13 protein-coding genes are annotated in these 17,322 nt (G+C 50.1%); 7 read left to right on the top strand and 6 right to left on the bottom strand.

What is annotated here, in order from left to right; genetic code table 11:
- Nucleotides 1-136: 136 nt before the first annotated feature.
- Nucleotides 137-2,566: a TonB-dependent receptor gene (locus IEY24_RS24370; protein WP_229222979.1), complete on the bottom strand. Its 2,430-nt coding sequence runs from the start codon at nucleotides 2,564-2,566 to the stop codon at nucleotides 137-139.
- Between the two features lie 248 nt (nucleotides 2,567-2,814).
- On the opposite strand from IEY24_RS24370, the gene IEY24_RS24365 reads away from it, so the two are divergent.
- From IEY24_RS24365 to lolA1, 5 genes are all read left to right on the top strand, one after another.
- Complete coding sequence (locus tag IEY24_RS24365) at nucleotides 2,815-4,458, top strand: beta-N-acetylhexosaminidase (protein ID WP_188937053.1); 1,644 nt, start codon at nucleotides 2,815-2,817, stop codon at nucleotides 4,456-4,458.
- Nucleotides 4,459-4,555: 97 nt separating this feature from the next.
- Complete coding sequence (locus IEY24_RS24360) at nucleotides 4,556-4,864, top strand: hypothetical protein (protein ID WP_188937050.1); 309 nt, start codon at nucleotides 4,556-4,558, stop codon at nucleotides 4,862-4,864.
- A gap of 95 nt (nucleotides 4,865-4,959) precedes the next feature.
- On the top strand, nucleotides 4,960-5,991 hold the full coding sequence (locus tag IEY24_RS24355) for a quinone-dependent dihydroorotate dehydrogenase (RefSeq protein WP_188937048.1): 1,032 nt from the start codon (nucleotides 4,960-4,962) through the stop codon (nucleotides 5,989-5,991).
- 41 nt (nucleotides 5,992-6,032) lie between these two features.
- On the top strand, nucleotides 6,033-8,594 hold the full coding sequence (locus IEY24_RS24350) for an FtsK/SpoIIIE family DNA translocase (protein WP_188937046.1): 2,562 nt from the start codon (nucleotides 6,033-6,035) through the stop codon (nucleotides 8,592-8,594).
- Nucleotides 8,595-8,696: 102 nt separating this feature from the next.
- Nucleotides 8,697-9,347, top strand: coding sequence for an outer membrane lipoprotein periplasmic chaperone LolA1 (gene lolA1, locus IEY24_RS24345; protein ID WP_229222975.1), 651 nt, complete (start codon nucleotides 8,697-8,699; stop codon nucleotides 9,345-9,347).
- A gap of 80 nt (nucleotides 9,348-9,427) precedes the next feature.
- Here the strand turns inward: lolA1 and IEY24_RS24340 are convergent, their stop codons facing one another.
- From IEY24_RS24340 to IEY24_RS24320, 5 genes are all read right to left on the bottom strand, one after another.
- Nucleotides 9,428-9,895 carry a ferritin-like domain-containing protein gene (locus IEY24_RS24340; protein WP_188937038.1) on the bottom strand — a complete coding sequence of 156 codons (468 nt, stop codon included), beginning with the start codon at nucleotides 9,893-9,895 and terminating at the stop codon, nucleotides 9,428-9,430.
- A 189-nt stretch (nucleotides 9,896-10,084) separates the two neighbouring features.
- On the bottom strand, nucleotides 10,085-11,185 hold the full coding sequence (locus IEY24_RS24335) for a DNA topoisomerase IB (protein WP_188937036.1): 1,101 nt from the start codon (nucleotides 11,183-11,185) through the stop codon (nucleotides 10,085-10,087).
- Between the two features lie 183 nt (nucleotides 11,186-11,368).
- The gene (locus tag IEY24_RS24330; protein ID WP_188937034.1) at nucleotides 11,369-13,654 is read right to left on the bottom strand and encodes an ATP-binding protein; all 2,286 of its coding nucleotides are present in this window, start codon (nucleotides 13,652-13,654) and stop codon (nucleotides 11,369-11,371) included.
- The gene (locus IEY24_RS24325; protein ID WP_188937032.1) at nucleotides 13,651-14,301 is read right to left on the bottom strand and encodes a biliverdin-producing heme oxygenase; all 651 of its coding nucleotides are present in this window, start codon (nucleotides 14,299-14,301) and stop codon (nucleotides 13,651-13,653) included. The genes IEY24_RS24330 and IEY24_RS24325 overlap by 4 nt, the downstream gene beginning before the upstream one ends.
- 28 nt (nucleotides 14,302-14,329) lie before the next feature.
- Nucleotides 14,330-14,773 carry a response regulator gene (locus tag IEY24_RS24320; protein WP_188937031.1) on the bottom strand — a complete coding sequence of 148 codons (444 nt, stop codon included), beginning with the start codon at nucleotides 14,771-14,773 and terminating at the stop codon, nucleotides 14,330-14,332.
- Nucleotides 14,774-14,967: 194 nt separating this feature from the next.
- On the opposite strand from IEY24_RS24320, the gene IEY24_RS24315 reads away from it, so the two are divergent.
- Together IEY24_RS24315 and IEY24_RS24310 are read left to right on the top strand one after the other, a co-directional pair.
- Nucleotides 14,968-15,546, top strand: a complete 579-nt coding sequence (locus tag IEY24_RS24315) for a DUF4142 domain-containing protein (RefSeq protein WP_188937029.1) — start codon at nucleotides 14,968-14,970, stop codon at nucleotides 15,544-15,546.
- A gap of 202 nt (nucleotides 15,547-15,748) precedes the next feature.
- Nucleotides 15,749-17,320 (top strand): sulfatase family protein, encoded by a 1,572-nt coding sequence (locus IEY24_RS24310; protein ID WP_188937027.1) that lies wholly within the window; start codon nucleotides 15,749-15,751, stop codon nucleotides 17,318-17,320.
- Nucleotides 17,321-17,322 lie beyond the last annotated feature (2 nt).

Here is a 17,322-nt window from a genome sequence, read left to right as displayed (position 1 = left end):
GTTCCATGAGTCGGCATTTGGGCAAGAATGAGCGTAACGACACCACCAGTGGCAATTGCGAACTGCTTGTAAATGAAAAGGAAGGGTCGCGACGGCCCTTCCTTTTCACATATATTAACAATTGTTCCCGGGTGTATCAGGCATCGTCGCCACTTGCGGAGATTTTGCCAAACCTGTATTGGAATGTCACATTCACAAGCCTGTTGGTCTGATGCCAGTTCGACGTCTGCGAATACGTGGCGGTATTCAGCTGGCTTCTGTAATTCCGCGATAGGAAAATGTCCTGCACATTAAAGGAGATGGTCGCTTTCTTTTCAAGCAAATCCTTGCGGATACCCATATTGGCTATGAAGACGCCGTCGCGCGTGCCTTGTGCGATTGCCCGCGGGCCCTCGTAGTTTACATAAGCCGACGCGCGGAAGTCGGCCGGAAGCGTGATGAATGCATTCAGGTTACCGGAGTAGCTCCATGTGCGGTTGTCGATCTGCGCAAGGGTCGATACCACCTCGCTCCGGAAAACGCGACCGCTGCCATTGAGCTTCAACACGTCGCCAAATAGTTTTTGGGAGAAATCGGTTTCAAAACCATAAGAGAACTCGCGCCCCACGTTGTCGTATCTGGTGAGCGAAACACCAGCCTCATCGATCGTCCGGATCTGCGTGATTGCATTGTTAGAATAATCCATGAAAAGCGATGGCCCCCAGCCGCCGTTGGCCTCGTAGTTGGAATAACCCATTTCGGCTTTGTGGGTAAACTCGGGACGCAGATTGGGATTACCGGTTTTTACATTGCGCGGGTCAGAAACATCGGTATAGGGGTTCAACCAGTCAGCTTCGGGACGCTGCACGCGGCGGCTGTAATTTAGCTTTACCTGGGACGATTCGCCCAGTTTGCGCGTCACCGCAAGGGAAGGCACGAGCGTAAGAAAATGCACGCTGAAATCCTGGTTACGGCTCACCTGGTCGATATCCTGGTTATAATCTGTTACCCGAAGGCCGGCCCGGAGTCCCCAGAGGTCGGTTTTCTGTGAGAATGTCATAAAACCGGTGTAAGTCGCATCCTTGTAGCCGAACACATTGCTGATATTGTTGTCAAAAACGTATCCGTTCGTCTCACGGTCGAGATTGTAGAACGCATTTACATTGTCGTTCGAGCTCGTGCGAGAGCGTACACCAGCTTCAAGTGTCGCTTTGGGCGTGATGGGCCAGGTGTAATCGGCATTCAGGAAAAGCGAATGGCGGTTGTTGTTGCGCAGGTTCTGCTGGTTGCGCAGCAGGCTGTCGACAGCGCTTTCCTGTGCGAAATACGATTCTCCGTCGGAGCCGCCAAGGGAGTAGCTCGAGTTGAAATTGAGCTGATGGTCTTTATCAGCAAATTTCCGGCGGTAATCGAAGCTGAAATTGACATTATCGCCATTGCCTTTGCTGTTGTTGAGGCGGCGGAAGCTTTCTGATACCACACCCGAAGCGAGCGTGGTTTGGTTGAAGATATTGCTGTTGTTGCGGCTGTTGTCGCGGGAGTAGTTTACGCCGGCTTCAATGGAGTTTTTGTCATTAAAATCATAGTTGACACCCACACGACCGAATGCATTCTTGCCCTTATTGCCGCCGGTACCATCCTGCTGCAGATGCGAGGTCGATTCGGTCACGAAATTATCGCGGTTCAATTTCCTTTCCCAGGTGGTGGCTCGTGTTTGCCCGCTGAGGGACGCATTCAAACCGAATTTCCCGGCTTTGTAGCTCAGGTAACCCGACGCCGCATTGTTGTTTTTGTTGCCAATACTCAACCGCGCACCGCCGTTCATGCCACGGATTTTCGTCTTTTTAGTAATAATGTCGATTACCCCCGATGCGCCCTCGCCTTCATATTTCGCGGAAGGGGTCGTCATCACGTCGATCCGTTCGATGAGGTTCGCCGGAAAAGACTGCAGGATGGTAGGAAGGTCGCTGCCGTAGAGGTTGGACGGCTTGCCGTCGATCAGTACGACCACATTCCCTTTGCCGCGTACCTGCGGGTTGCCGTTCTCGTCCAGTGAAACCGCCGGTACTTTTTCGAGCAGGTCGCTCACGTTGTTGCTCGTAGCAAGCATGTCCTTGCCGATATTGACGATCTTCTTGTCGATATCGTCGACAATCATCGTTTTTTCACCTTTCACCACCACCTCGGCCAATTTTTGTGCCTCGGCCTTCACGGTAATGCTACCCAAATCGAGCAAGTTGGCTTCGGCGGCTACTTTTACATTGGGCCGGTAAAGCGTTTGGTAACCCATATTGGTTACACGCAGGATGTAGCTGCCTGGTTTTACATCGGCAATCGTAAACACCCCGTTCTCATCGGCCACTGCGCCATTGGCCAGGGACGAATCTTTGGGCATTAGCAACGCGATTGTGGCGAATGCTACCCCGGCATTATCGGGCGCCTCCACGATTTTGCCGACAAGTTTACCGCCGACCACGCGGTGTGATTTTGTACCATTCACAGGAAACGGCCGGCTTTCAGGAGATGCAAAAAGAAGTTGTGCAGGTAAAAATAGGGCAAGACTGTTAAGAAGCAAAGTGCTTTTCACGGGTATAGGATTTAGATTTTATTAGGAGTTAAGGTTGCGAAATTGGCTGACAGCGTGTGAAGAATGTAACAAAACCTAGTTGTAAAGCGGTAGAGGGTACAAAGTTACACCTAATCATGGTAACGTGCCCGTTTTTGAAATAATTACATAAAATTATAAAAAATTTAAGATCCGCAGTATTTTAAATAGGGAACACATTAACTTGCAGCATTTTTAAATAATTTTAATAAATACTGAATTCCTACCTGATGAAACGCTTCCTTTTCGGACTGATCTGTTGCGTGCTCGTACACTCTGCATTCGCGCAGATCAATGTCATCCCCAAACCCACCCAGGTCCTGACCGCCAAAGGCGCATGGACGCTCAAAGCAAAAACGAAAGTCGGCGCACCTGCCGACGCCAAATGGGCACATGTAGCGGACATGCTCACCGCGCAACTTAGAAAGGCCACCGGACAAACTGTGACAACCACCAAAGGCAAAGGTGATATCACGCTCGCGGTATCATCGGACGCCAGCCTCGGCGAAGAAGGTTACCGCCTGCTGTCGACATCCCAGGGCGTAACCATCCAGGCGCAGACCGCCAAGGGAGCATTCTATGGTGTCCAAACTCTCCTGCAACTGTTGCCGGCAGAGGTATTCAGCGAAGCTCCGGGCGCCGGTGCGTCGGTCACCGGCGTGAAATGGACCGTGCCTTACGTTACGATCAAAGACGTGCCGCGCTACGCTTACCGCGGTCTGATGCTCGACGTGTGCCGTCATTTCATGCCGATTGAATTTGTCAAGAAATACATCGACCTGATTGCATTGCATAAGCAGAACCAGTTCCACTGGCACCTGACCGACGACCAGGGCTGGCGCATCGAGATCAAGAAGTATCCTGAACTGAAAACCATCAGCTCGAAACGCAAAGAGACGATGAAGGGGCATTACGGCGACCATAAATACGATGGTCAGCCTTATGAAGGTTTTTACACACAGGATGAAATTAAAGAGGTTATCAAATATGCAGAGGATCGTTTCGTGAATGTGATCCCTGAGATCGAAATGCCGGGCCACGCGTTGGCGGCACTGGCAGCTTATCCGCAGCTGGGTAACAATCCCGACAAGATTTATGAAGTAGGTACGAAATGGGGCGTTTACGACGACGTTTTCATGCCGCGTGAGGAGACTTTCAAGTTCCTGGAAGACGTTCTTACCGAAGTGATCGACCTTTTCCCCAGTAAATATATCCACATCGGCGGCGACGAATGCCCGAAAGTACAGTGGAAGGAGAGCCGTTTTGCCCAGAATATCATTCAGAAAGAAGGCTTGAAAGACGAGCACGGTCTGCAAAGCTACGTCATCAAGCGGATCGATAAGTTCATTACTGCCAAAGGCCGCCGGATGATCGGCTGGGACGAAATCCTCGAGGGGGGCCTTTCTCCAAATGCCACAGTGATGAGCTGGCGCGGCATTGAAGGCGGTATCGCCGCGGCGAAAGAGCGCCACGACGTGATCATGACACCCGGTAACTTCTGCTACCTCGACCATTATCAGGCCGACGCCAAAACACAACCGATCGCAATTGGCGGTTTCACCGACCTGGCTGAGTCCTATTCCTACGAACCAACGCCCGCGGAACTTACAGCCGACGAAGCGAAGCACATTCTCGGCGTGCAAGGCAACGTGTGGACCGAATACATGAAAACTCCTGCCTACGTACAATATATGGTATGGCCCCGCGCCACCGCGCTGGCTGAAGTCGGATGGACTTCTAAAGAGGGCAAGAACTTCGAAGATTTCAGCAAACGCATGGAAATCCACAAAAAGCGCCTCGATTTCCTCGGTGTTAACTACTTCGGCGCGCCGATCAACGGCAAGTTCGAATATGTGTGGCCGGAGAAAAAGTAGTCGTGTTACTTTGAAAGTTGATAGAAGCATCCTGAAAAGGGTGCTTTTATTGTTTAGTGAATATCCCGATATTTACTCTGCATAGATTTTTAGAGGCATGAAAACGAAGAAGAGAATAATCACTATTTATAAAAGCCTCGATGACCCGTATGTCGATGTAATGCTAACCGGCATGGGGGAAACGCCGCGTGAGCGATTCGACAGGTTTTTTGAGATCCGGAAAAAATTCGAACTTTTTATAGGCTTCGATCACAGTACCCGTGATAGGACCATTAAAATCCGCAAAGCAGAATGGATAAATGACTTACGTGAATTGAAGATACTCGCGAGGAGACCACAAGACCTACGGGACGTCGTGATGATCGATGATTTTATCCGATTTGGTGGCGGTGACGGAGCTGATTAGCGATCTGACAGTCATTTGAAACAACTGCTGCAAGACTTAAAATAAAATTCCCCGACCCACCCGCGCCTTCCTGTGAAACATTCTATTTTTGCAGGATGTATAAGATTCTGATCTCCCCTATACTTTTCCTGTTTGACGCTGAGCGCATTCACTATTTTGTATGTGAAGTGCTGCATATCGCTTTTAAAATCCCCTTTATGCCGAGGATCATGCGTGCGTTGTACACGTACGAGCACCCCGACCTGGTGCAGGAAGTGGCCGGTTTGCGGTTCCGTAACCCGGTAGGGCTGGCCGCGGGGTTCGATAAAAATGCCGAAATGGTAGACCAGCTGGAAGCATTAGGTTTCGGGTTTATCGAGATCGGGACGGTTACGCCGCGCCCGCAGCCGGGGAATGATAAGCCACGTTTGTTTCGGCTAAAAAAGGATAAGGCGCTCATCAACCGCATGGGTTTCAACAACAAGGGCGTGCAGGTGGCTGCGGCGAAACTGGCGAAACGTAAATCCAAAATACTGGTAGGAGGTAATATTGGTAAAAATAAGGATACACCGAACGAGCAGGCACTAAGCGATTACCTGATCTGCTTTCGGGAGTTGTTCGATGTGGTGGATTATTTTGTAGTGAATGTAAGCTCGCCAAATACACCCGGATTGCGGGATTTGCAGGAGAAAGGCCCATTGACTGAAATTTTGAAAGAACTGCAAACCCGGAACGCCGAAAGGGTCAATCCCAAACCCATTTTCCTGAAAATAGCGCCGGATCTTACCAATAGCCAGCTCGATGATATTATCGATATTGTAAAGGAAACCGGCATCGCAGGAGTGATCGCTACCAACACGACGATCAGCCGCGAAGGCCTTGTAACCGATCGGACGGAAGTGGCTAACATAGGGGCGGGCGGATTGAGCGGCGCCCCATTGACGCATCGCTCGACGGAAGTAATTCGTTACCTTTGTGAACAATCCAATCATGCATTTCCCGTTATCGGAGTCGGCGGTATCGCCACTCCCGGGCAAGCTTTGGAAAAAATAAATGCAGGGGCCGGCCTGATTCAGCTTTATACCGGCTTTATTTACGAAGGGCCCGGTGTGGTCAGCAGGATCTGCAAGGCATTGGTCAGGAAGTAAAATCTAAAACAGCACTTCACGCATTCCCGGAATAGAAATAAATGTCAGTCAACAAGCCAAGAGGTAACACACAGCGCCAGAAACCGGAGGAGGCCGCCGCTCCCCGCTTTCGTGTATCCCTCGATTGGGAACACATTTTCACCAGTCCGAAGAACACGTTGGCCTGGGGCACTTTCTTTATCATCCTGGGATTAATCCTGGAAACATCGTTTTTCTCCTACATTGTCACCGGTCTGTCCGACCAGAGCGTGCTGGACGGTCTGGGGCACCAGTCGCTGCGTGACGCAGGCCGGCAGACCCGCAACTTCCTGGGCGTGCTCGGGGCAGTGGTTTCGCATATTTTCGTCTATCGCTGGTTTGGGGTAGGAGCATTGTTGTTGCCGCTCGTGCCGTTTGTAGCCGGCTGGAAAATGGCATTCGGCAGGGAAATATTGCCGTTAAGCAGAACGACCCGGGAGGTGATCTTTTTTACGCTCTGGGTAAGTGTGCTGATGGGTTATGTGATTCTCATGAGCAATACCGAAAACACGCTCAGCTTCCTCTCCGGCGGTTTCGGTTACCTCATCAATGTGTCGCTTTTCGACTGGCTGAAATGGGGGAGCGTATTGCCGATTCTCTTTGCACTATTCGTTTTCGCGGTGTTCTTTTACGATGTGCGCGACAGATATGAGTCGTGGCAGGCAAGGCATGCGAAACCGGAAGTAGCGGGTGAGGATACAGGAGATCCGCATTCTCCGAGCGATCCGGCTGCCGTTACAGCTTCCGAGAGCGCATTTGTGTCGGTCGTAAACGATACTTATGATGATGAGGTGATGATTTCGGAAGAAGAGCCGGATTCCGATCTGGAAACAGAAGAGGAGACGCCCCGCCCTGCTCCGCATCCCGCAGTGGTATTGCCGGTTGCGGCTCCACCGGTACCCGCTGCATCGACGACCATGGAGTTGCCTGTAATGCCGATGGAAGTATCAGCGGTGCCATCCGAACCGCTTCTGGAACTGGAAGTAGAGGATACCACGCAGGGGAAGGAAGCTGAGGAAGAGGAGTTCGAAGATGAGGATGTCAATGCGTCGATTTTACGCGAATTCGGGCAATATGACCCGATGCTTGACTTGCCATCCTATCATTTTCCGCATATCGACCTGCTGAACGAAGTTGTTGAGAACCAGCATGAAAAAGTAAGCCAGGAAGAGCTGGAAAGCAACAAAACCAAGATTGTCGATACGCTTGGCAGCTATGGTATCAATATATCGAAAATTAAGGCGACGATCGGGCCGACGGTAACGCTTTACGAGATCATCCCGGAAGCCGGTGTCCGGATCTCGAAGATCAAGAACCTGGAAGGCGACATCGCATTGAGCCTTGCAGCGCTCGGTATCCGTATCATTGCGCCTATGCCCGGCCGCGGAACGATCGGTATCGAGGTGCCCAACAAGAACAGGGAAACGGTTTTTGCCCGATCGGTGCTTGCGAATGAACGTTTCCAGAAGTCGAACTACGACTTGCCGATTGTTTTGGGCAAAACCATTTCGAATGACATTCACATTGCCGATCTGGCAAAAATGCCCCACTTGCTCATGGCAGGTGCGACCGGGCAGGGTAAGTCCGTCGGTTTGAACGTCATTCTCGCCTCATTGATTTATAAAAAGCATCCGGCAGAGCTGAAATTTGTGCTTGTGGATCCGAAAAAGGTGGAATTAACCCTTTTCAACAAGCTGGAAAGGCATTTTCTTGCGAAGCTCCCCAATGCCGAAGAAGCCATTATTACAGATACCAAGAAGGTAATTTTTACACTCAATTCCCTGTGTATCGAAATGGATTCTCGCTACGACCTGCTGAAAGAAGCCGCGGTACGGAATTTGAAGGAGTACAATACGAAATTTGCGGCGCGAAGACTGAACCCCGAAAAAGGGCATCGCTTCCTTCCATACATTGTATTGGTGATCGATGAGTTGGCCGACTTGATGATGACGGCCGGTAAGGAAGTTGAAACGCCAATTGCCCGTCTGGCCCAGCTGGCACGTGCGGTAGGTATTCACCTTGTAGTGGCGACGCAGCGACCTTCGGTGAAGGTTATCACGGGGTTGATCAAGGCGAATTTCCCGGCACGTCTGTCGTTCAGGGTGACGTCGAGTATCGACTCCCGTACCATCCTTGATATGGGTGGCGCCGAACAGCTGGTGGGGCAGGGGGACATGCTGCTGGCGATCAACTCGGAGGTAATCCGTTTGCAATGCCCGTTTATAGACACCCGCGAGATCGAGGATGTTTGCGAGTATATCGGCGCGCAGCGCGGCTATGACGAAGCTTATGCCCTGCCAGAATATGAAGGTGAGGACGCCGCGGAAGGTAAGGCGGATCTTAACCCGGATGATTTCGACAGTTTACTACCCGATGCCGCGCGCCTGATCGTGACGCACCAGCAAGGGAGTACTTCACTGATCCAGCGTAAAATGAAGCTCGGGTACAACCGCGCAGGCCGGATCATGGACCAACTGGAAGTGCTGGGCGTAGTAGGGCCTTTCACCGGAAGTAAAGCACGCGATGTGATGTACCACGACCTAAATATGCTGGAAGAGCATCTCCGCGTAATGGGGGTTAGCTAGTTCGAACGGCATTAAACCCCTGGATGCTTGCAGAGTCTAAAATTGAAATATTTCACTAAAAACCCCGTTTTTATAAACTTAGTAAGGATTAAATAATTGAATATGAGAAATTTGAAGAAATGTGCTTGCCTGTTTGCGGTAATGACGGTTATGCTTTTAAACCCATTCGCTTCCAATGCGCAGGGTGATAAAAAGTCATCGGATATATTGAACGCCATGAGCAGCAAGTACCAGAAGATCAAATCCTTTAAAGCACTTTTTACCTACATTACCAAGGGTGAAAAGCCATTGAAAGGAGAAGCGACCGTGAAAGGAACGAAGTTTAGGTTGAAAATGGCTGGTCAGGAGATCTTTAACGACGGTAAACTGATGGCCACGTACATCAAGGAAACCAATGAAGTGAATTTGCAGGATTTCGACCCCGCTGCTGGCGGCGACCTGGACCCGACCAAAATTTACACAGCCTATAAAAAGGGTTTCAAATCCGCTTTTGTAAAGGAAAGACAGGAAGCAGGAAAGGCAGTCGAAGTGGTTGAATTAACGTCAACCAACAAAAACAGCCAGGTTAATAAAGTGCAGATCGAGGTGAATAAGGCAGATAAGTCGATCAGCAGCTGGAAGATCTTTCAAAAGAACGGACAGGAGGTAACTTATAAGGTAGATCAGTTTGTAGCGGACGTGAATGTGGCCGACAATTTTTTCGCCTTCAATGCCAAACAATATCCGGGTGTGGAAGTGGTCGACCTGCGGTAATTTCCAGAAGTATATCAACATAGCAATGGGTGAGCCTCTCGGTCTCACCCATTTTTCTTATACGCGTTATATATTCTCTTTTAATTGACCGCCTGATGCAGATCGCGGTATTTCTTGATCAGGTTGTGCGATTCGAGCAATTCTGCTTTCTGGTTGGCGATCAGTTGACGAATATCGACCGGCAGATCGGCGTCGGTAGCTAATGCATCGTCGTAAGCTTCTTGCGCGGCATCCTCGCCATACTCGCAGCTTTCGAGAACCGATGTGCGGTCGTGGCCGGTAAATGTGGCCTTGATGTCCATCCACACACGGTAGATCTTACCGGAAGTGGTCGTTCCCGATGTCACTTCGCCGCCGAGCCTGCGGATTTCTGTGCTCAGTTCATTGATATTCTCACGGCTTTCATTGGCCATTTTCTGAAAGATGCCTCTCAGGTCAACATCTATGTCTTCAACTTCGGTGAGCGCCTTTTCATAACCATCCACGCGGTCGTTGTTAATTCGGATCAAATCATTCATTACTTCAATTAAATTCTCATTGGTTTCCATGGTTCTTCAATGTTAAAGTTTGTGACAAGTTTTGTTTGTAAACAGTTGCATTGTTTTCAAATGCTGTGCCATTATTTAACAGCCGCGGAAGGAGCGCATAAGGCGTTTTTCGCCTGCGTATATGTTGGAGATATTTCCCGCCGCGAGGGAAACGGCACGCGTATATGCTTCCGAATGTCGGCAGAACCCTCAATTGGGGCGGGCTAGCAATGCCCGGACATGCTGCTCGGTTTCTGAAAAATAGGCGGCTTCTTCAACCTGCCTGTTCAGGAAGCGTTGGATGCGATTGTGCTCGTAAGCTCTGAAAACAGCGGGGTGAACATAATATTTCTTGCAAACCGCCCGCGTATTTCCCAGATGAGTGGCCACGGCGTCGAGACAGGTGTTTAGTACACGGGTCAGCTGCCGTTGCGACGATGTCTTTTCCTGGCGACTGAGGTATTCGAACGCGGTAACAGTTCCCATCCAGGTCCGGAAGTCCTTTGCCGAGAAGGTAGCGCCTGTATGGCGGCGAATGTAATCGTTGACCTGTTGGGCGTTCAGTGCGCATTTGCAGCCACTTTCCGTGACATATTGAAACAACCTTTTCCCGGGCATTTCCTTACATTGCTTTACCAGGCGTGCCAGCTGCTTATCTTGTAGGGTAATGTCCTGCCGGATGCCCTTCTTTCCCTTGAATATAAATCGGATACGGCTTCCGGTGACTGTCGCACTGCGGGCATCGAGCGTAGTAATGCCCGACGAGCCGTGGCGAACCTTGTAACGCTGGTTGCCCACGCGCATACAGGTTTTGTCCATCAACTTGATCACCAATGCTATGGTTTTGGAAAGGTCGAAGTCGCGCTTTCGGAGATCATGTTCCACCTGCTCGCGCAATAGCGGCAGGGCTTCGGAAAAAGTCAGGAGTTTGTAATATTTGGTCTGGTTCCTGATGAGGTTCCAGTAGGGATGGTAGCGATATTGTTTCCTGCCGGCAGCGTCGATTCCCGTGGCCTGCAAATGTGCGTCCGGATCGGCGCTGATCCATACATTGGTCCAGGCGGGCGGGAGCACCAGCGATTTAATGCGCTTGATCGCCTGGGGATCTTTGCAACGCAGGCCGGCAGCATCGGTATAGTAGAACCGGGGTGCTTTTCCTTTGCGGGTATAGCCAGGCGCATCGGCAGACTGGACATAATGAAGCCCGGCCGCTTCCGCTGTCAATGCAGGATTCTTTCTTAGTTTTTTAAATTGACGGGCCGTGATGACAAGCTCGTCGGTTGTTAATGCAGGGGCTGCGGCTACTGACATGTGGTTTACTTTTTTGTTGTCCCACAAATCCTAATAATTTAATACCAATCCGCGCCGGTGACCGCTAGACGATTCAAAACCGCCTGTCAGCGGCATTGCATTCATTTTAAACTACATAAAAATCCTCAGCCTGGCCCGATGAGCAGCTAAGCTGAGGAACAATGTACTCACAGAAATCGGCTGTTACGCAACCGGGAAATATATGGTGAACACAGAACCTTCACCGAAAACCGATTTTGCATCAATCAGCCCTTTATGGTTTTCCATGATTTTCTTGCAGATCGCCAGACCTATGCCTGTGCCCGGGTACTTGTGGGCGGGGTGCAGGCGCTGGAAAATATCGAAGATCCGGCTTTCGTATTCTGCCTCGAAGCCGATTCCGTTATCGTGAAAAGCAATGGCGTGATATCGGGCAGATGCGGTTTTTTCAAGGGAAACAGCTGTCGCTTCGACGACGTCTGCCGTTATTCTGATAGCAGGCCGTTCGTCGGTTTTTACAAATTTGATCGCATTGCTGATCAGGTTAATGAAGAGCTGGTGTACCTGGAAAGGTATGATTTCAAGGAAGGGTAAATCTTCCGCATGAACCGCAGCACCTTTTTCATCGATAGTATCCTGCAATTCCGAAAGTACATTCCGTAGCACCTCGTTCAAATCTGTGAGGACGAAGGTTTTTTCCATGCTGCCCGCTTTCGAGTAGGTCAGGATATCTTCGATCAGCATTTGCATCTTTTCGGCTGCGAAACGCATTCTTTCAACCGAATCTTTAACCTGAACAGACAGGTCGGGATCTTCGCGATCAAGCACCCTTGATGCGAAGATCTGTATTTTCCGAAGCGGCTCTTTAAGATCGTGGGTCGATATCCAGTTCAGGTTGGCCAGTTCCTTGTTGGCAAGCCGCAATTCATCGTTGAGGATACTGTTTTCATCTTCCTGCGCCCTGATAATCCGGTAATTAATATGCTTTTGCAGTGCATAGGAAAAGCTCGACGCCGCATTAACCTCCGATTTGCGCCACGGGGCACTTTTATCCTTCACAATCTCCATCCATAGCTCGAACGATTTGCGCGGGGAAAGCTGTACGCCGTCTTCATTAGGTAAAACAGCCTTATCCGGGTTACCGGCCCAGTTGATTGTCTCGATTTTTTCTTGCCTCAACCATAAAATCCCGTCATTTTCGCCGGAAACCATTGAATGGTAGATCGCCCCCGCGGCATATTTGGAAATGTCTTTCGCGGCCGGATAAACGTCGGAGAGGTTGTCTGTCTCGAACGCCTGATTGGGGTATGCATTTGCGAGAAATGTGAATAAATCAAGCAGTTCGGAATCTGAGGGGACCAGGCCGTTGGTATACAGGACGCCTTCATGGTAAATGGCGGCGCCGGTCGCATTCGCGAGTTTCAGCAATGCCGGCGAACGGTGGCTGGCTTCCATGAAGTTTTCGGTCTCGTGCAGTAGCGCCAGCGCTTCCACCAAGGCTTTGTCCACTTCTTCACTGATTTTGTATTCCTCGGCCACTTCCCGTACCGCTATTTGCGAGGTCAGGAAATGGCCCTGCAGCAATGCGGAAAGGCGTGTATAATGTGGCAATATCTTCGGCGCATAATGGTGGCAGGCGATAAGACCCCAAAGTTTCTGGTTTTGGAGCAGTGAAATGGTCAACGTCGCACCTACACCCATATTTTTGAGATACTCGATATGCATGGGAGATACGCTGCGGAGGATCGACAGGCTGAGATCCAGGGAATGGTTTCCCTTGTCAGCAGAATCGTCGATGGTGAGCAGCGGTACCGGCGTATAGCTGATGTCCGCGATCATTCGCAGCGGATTACGGATATACAGTTCGCGTGCCTGTGCGGGGATGTCGGTATGCGGGTATTTCTGGTTAGCAAACGAAACCAGGTCTTCGCGTCGGCTTTCGGCTATCACCTCTCCATTGTACTGGTCGTCGAAGCGGTAGATCATCACCCGATCGTAACCGGTAATGGCGCGCGTTTCATCGGCGATCTCCTGGCAGAGGTCCAGCAAGCCGCTGGATTTTTCCATGATCGACACGAAATTCCGTGTCTGCGTGTAGAGGTTCGGCAAGTTCAGGGTACCGTCGGGGAACGGTTCCAGCTCCATGATCACATTGCCGCCGCTCTGGTGAACGGTGGTATTGAACGAAGTCCCGTTCAGCGAGAACACAAACGGCTTTGCGGAGTCGATAACCTCTTCGCCGGCGTACATGGCGAATCGCGAGGCCTGTTCCCCTGGGAAAATATCCGAAATATCTTTGCCAAGCAACGTTTCAGGGCCGACGCCGATGTATACGGCACTATTGGCACTGCAGAATTCGATCCTCGAATCACCTTTTTTTATTCCCAGCAAAAAACCATGGGGTTGAATACTGCCTGGTATATGGATGGGTTCACTTTCGCAATTGGTCAGATTGACAATGTCGCGATTTACGATGTCCTTAATATTCATTCATGCTGATCAGTTACGACCGGCCGGGTCACGCTCGCTGCGCCTGTTTGCCTCAGCCAATTGTCAATGATGGTAAAAGTATTTTTTGCACTGGCGATTACCTCGCCCCTTTCTTCATGCTCTTCGACAAATTGGGTAAGGGCGGAGATGAAACTTTTCCACAGGTTCCCTGTTTGCGTACCATATCCCCAGAAGTAGGAAGCGCCGTTTTCGAATTTCAGTCCCAGCACTTCATGCGTGTGTTTGTATAAAAACCTTCCGCCGAGCGTCGAACCTTCCAGCACATACATGATACCCAGCGCCTGAGCGACCGAAGAAAATTCGAAATGATAAACGGGTAATGCGTCGATCTCAGCTTCTGTAAAACCCGTCGCAAGCAGGTCGTCGATGATCAGTCGCGATTTGTAACGATCGGGCAAGTCGGTGATAACGTGGGAAATAGCGGGGAATATCTGATCCTCGCAGGCGACAGTCACTCCGAAAAGAGCGGCCAGGTAAGTCTGGTAATCCTGAATGGAAACGGAGGGATTGAGTATTGCTTTGGAAAGTCGGTTATCTTCCAGTGACTGGTGGCTTTCCGCTGTCTCTTGTCTTAATTGTTTGAAAAATAAGTCTTGCTCCGTGTTGAAAGCAGTTGCTTCACTCATACTGAATGCAAATTGAAACCTGTTAAGACTAATTGGTAATCAAAAATTGTTCCAACCCCACCGGCATTGCTGTTCCCGCCTTTTCGAGCAGGCACATTTTAAGGATTTCTATCAAACCTTTGAAGCTGGTCGGTTTCTGGATATAGAGGTTAGCGCCGCCCTTATACGCCGATTCCCACAGGTATTGCGCCACGGACGTCGAGAGGATCACAACCGGAACCTGTTCGTACCCGGCCGTACCCCTGATTTCTTCCAGACATTCAAGCCCGTTTTTGACCGGCATATTCATATCCAGAAATATGATATCCGGCTTCGCATCTGCGCCTTTCATTAATTGGAGGAGCTGCGCACCATTTTCAGCAACAGAAAGCCGTGTCTCAACCGGGACCTGTTCCAATGCTTCCCGGAACAAGAAAGTATCATCGTGGTCGTCGTCGGCCAGCAAAATACGCGTAAGAGTAAGGAAGCTCATTAATCGGGGAAGAGGGGGTTATAAAATGGCTGAACAACACATCGCGATGTCGACGGATAGCTACAAAAATATGCATTCTTTTTCCAGAAAACTAAATGTGCCTGCCGCGGGTGCCGGCCGCAAACGGGTTTGTGATGGGGTGGCACAGTTTTTTACTTTTTAGCACCCAAATCATCAAAAAATGAAAACCTGTTATGAAAAAGATCACATTGAGTATCCTAATGGCCGCTACTACTTTGGTGGCCACCGGCGTGGCGTTCACTGCCTGTAACAGCAACAAGACTGAGGACAGCAAGGAAGTTGCCGAAGAGCAAAATGAAGCGAAACTCGATACGACTGCATTGGAAGACGACTCCGAGTTTGCCGTGGCAGCTGCCGACGGCGGTATGATGGAGGTGAAACTGGGCGAACTGGCGAAGATGAATGCGGCAAGCGCCGACGTTAAAAAGTTCGGCGAAATGATGGTTACCGACCATTCGAAAGCCAATGATGAATTGAAAGCGCTCGCTGCTCAAAAAAACATCACGCTTCCCGCTACATTGAGCGACGACAAGCAGAAAAAGTACGATGAACTGGCCGAAAAGAAAGGCAAAGAGTTTGATAAAGCCTACGTATCCTTCATGGTCGACGACCACAAGGAAGATATCAACGAGTTCGAAGAAGCCGGGAATGACGCTAAAGACCCGGATGTAAAAGCATGGGCGGCAGGAAAAGTGCCGACATTGAAACATCACCTGGAAACGGCTGAGGCGCTCCATGAAAAGGTAAAGTAAGCTAAACCGTTGGTTTGAAATGCCCGGGGCGCCAAGCGTTCCGGGCATTTTGCGTTTAAAAAACGCGGGATAGTGAAAACAAATCTCCAATTTGTAATTTTAAACCCCGTCGGGAGCCGGCCTCGCAAAGTAATTCCGGTAAAACGCTTGCGATTTGATTTTGCATAAGTTTATTTTGTCTACCTATTATATAGAGTATTTCATGTTTGCTATCCTTACCCGTACTACGAAGTTGATTTCAAAGGCCTTTTCAGGCCTGGTTGCATTGGTTGTGTCGGTTACGCTGGCGTTCGGCCAAGCCGCTCAGCGCCCGAATATTATCTTCATATTCTCCGATGATCACGCCTATCAGGGCATTGGTGCCTATGGAAACAAAATCGCCAAAACACCGAATATCGACCGCATTGCCCGGGAAGGCGCATTGCTTACCAATAACCTCGTTACCAACTCCATATGCGGCCCGAGCCGTGCTACACTCCTCACCGGCAAATACAGCCATCTGAACGGCTACAAACGCAACGACCGCACGAAATTCGATACCAGCCAGACGCTGTTGTCGGAAACGCTCCGCAAGAACGGCTACCAGACGGCGTGGATCGGTAAAATGCATTTGAACAGCCTGCCGGCAGGTTTCGATTACTGGAATGTACTTCCCGACCAGGGGCATTATTACAATCCGGAGTTCGTGGGCCAACCTAACGATACCACCAAATACACAGGCTACGTTTCCGATCTTATTACCCAGTTTGCTACCGGATGGCTCGAAAAACGTGAAAACGACAAGCCGTTTTTCCTGATCGTCGGACACAAAGCCACGCACCGCGAATGGATGCCCGCCCTGGAAGACCTTGGCGCTTATGATGATGTGACTTTTCCGCTGCCTTCGACATTTTATGATGATTATAAGGGAAGAAAGGCCGCCGCCGACCAGGATATGACGATCGACAAAACGATGCGCATGAAGCTCGACCTGAAAGTGGGCGTGGATTATGAAACAGATTTTCTCTACAAACGCCTGAACTCCGAGCAGAAAAAGGTTTTTAAGGCTTACTATGACAAGGTTTCAAAAGAAGTTACCGACAAGAACCTGACCGGGAAAGCACTGGTGGAATGGAAATTCCAGCGTTACCTCCGTGATTATTTCGCGACGGCCAATTCGCTCGATCGCAACATTGGTAAGTTGCTCGATTACCTCGATAAAAGTGGTTTATCTAAAAACACCGTCGTGATCTACGCCTCCGACCAGGGTTTTTACCTCGGCGAACACGGCTGGTTCGACAAGCGGTTCATTTACGAAGAATCGCTCAAAACACCGTTTGTGATCCGTTATCCGGGGGTGATCAAACCGGGTACGAAAGTGAGCGACCTCGTGGTGAATATCGACTGGGCGCCTACCGTGCTAAATATCGCAGGTGTGAAAACTCCCTCGGACATGCAGGGCAAATCGTTCTTCCCATTGTTGAAAGCGAACCGCGCAGCACAAATTCCGTGGAGGAAAGAGGCATATTATCACTATTACGAGTTCCCCCAGCCGCACCACGTACACCCGCATTTCGGGCTAAGGACAAGTCGCTACAAGCTGGCCTACTTCTACGGCGGTGCCGATTCATGGGAATTGTATGATTTGCAAAAAGATCCGAAAGAGGTTTCGAATATCTACGGAACAAAAGGAACAGAAACACTGACAACCGATCTTAAAACGAAGCTGAAAGCGTTAATGAACGAATACAAAGACGACGAGGCATTGCAGATCCTTGCGACAGCTAAACCCTGATC

This window comes from Dyadobacter endophyticus (assembly GCF_014641595.1).
Lineage (GTDB): Bacteria > Bacteroidota > Bacteroidia > Cytophagales > Spirosomataceae > Dyadobacter > Dyadobacter endophyticus.
The sequence above is the reverse complement of the archived record's forward strand: the minus strand, read 5'-3'. Positions and strand labels throughout refer to the sequence as shown.

Coding starts and splice junctions, on each gene's coding strand:
- IEY24_RS24365 (WP_188937053.1), top strand. CDS start 2,815: ATGAAACGCTTCCTTTTCGGACTGATCTGTTGCGTGCTCGTACACTCT.
- IEY24_RS24360 (WP_188937050.1), top strand. CDS start 4,556: ATGAAAACGAAGAAGAGAATAATCACTATTTATAAAAGCCTCGATGAC.
- IEY24_RS24355 (WP_188937048.1), top strand. CDS start 4,960: ATGTATAAGATTCTGATCTCCCCTATACTTTTCCTGTTTGACGCTGAG.
- IEY24_RS24350 (WP_188937046.1), top strand. CDS start 6,033: ATGTCAGTCAACAAGCCAAGAGGTAACACACAGCGCCAGAAACCGGAG.
- lolA1 (WP_229222975.1), top strand. CDS start 8,697: ATGAGAAATTTGAAGAAATGTGCTTGCCTGTTTGCGGTAATGACGGTT.
- IEY24_RS24340 (WP_188937038.1), bottom strand. CDS start 9,895: ATGGAAACCAATGAGAATTTAATTGAAGTAATGAATGATTTGATCCGA.
- IEY24_RS24335 (WP_188937036.1), bottom strand. CDS start 11,185: ATGTCAGTAGCCGCAGCCCCTGCATTAACAACCGACGAGCTTGTCATC.
- IEY24_RS24330 (WP_188937034.1), bottom strand. CDS start 13,654: ATGAATATTAAGGACATCGTAAATCGCGACATTGTCAATCTGACCAAT.
- IEY24_RS24325 (WP_188937032.1), bottom strand. CDS start 14,301: ATGAGTGAAGCAACTGCTTTCAACACGGAGCAAGACTTATTTTTCAAA.
- IEY24_RS24320 (WP_188937031.1), bottom strand. CDS start 14,773: ATGAGCTTCCTTACTCTTACGCGTATTTTGCTGGCCGACGACGACCAC.
- IEY24_RS24315 (WP_188937029.1), top strand. CDS start 14,968: ATGAAAAAGATCACATTGAGTATCCTAATGGCCGCTACTACTTTGGTG.
- IEY24_RS24310 (WP_188937027.1), top strand. CDS start 15,749: ATGTTTGCTATCCTTACCCGTACTACGAAGTTGATTTCAAAGGCCTTT.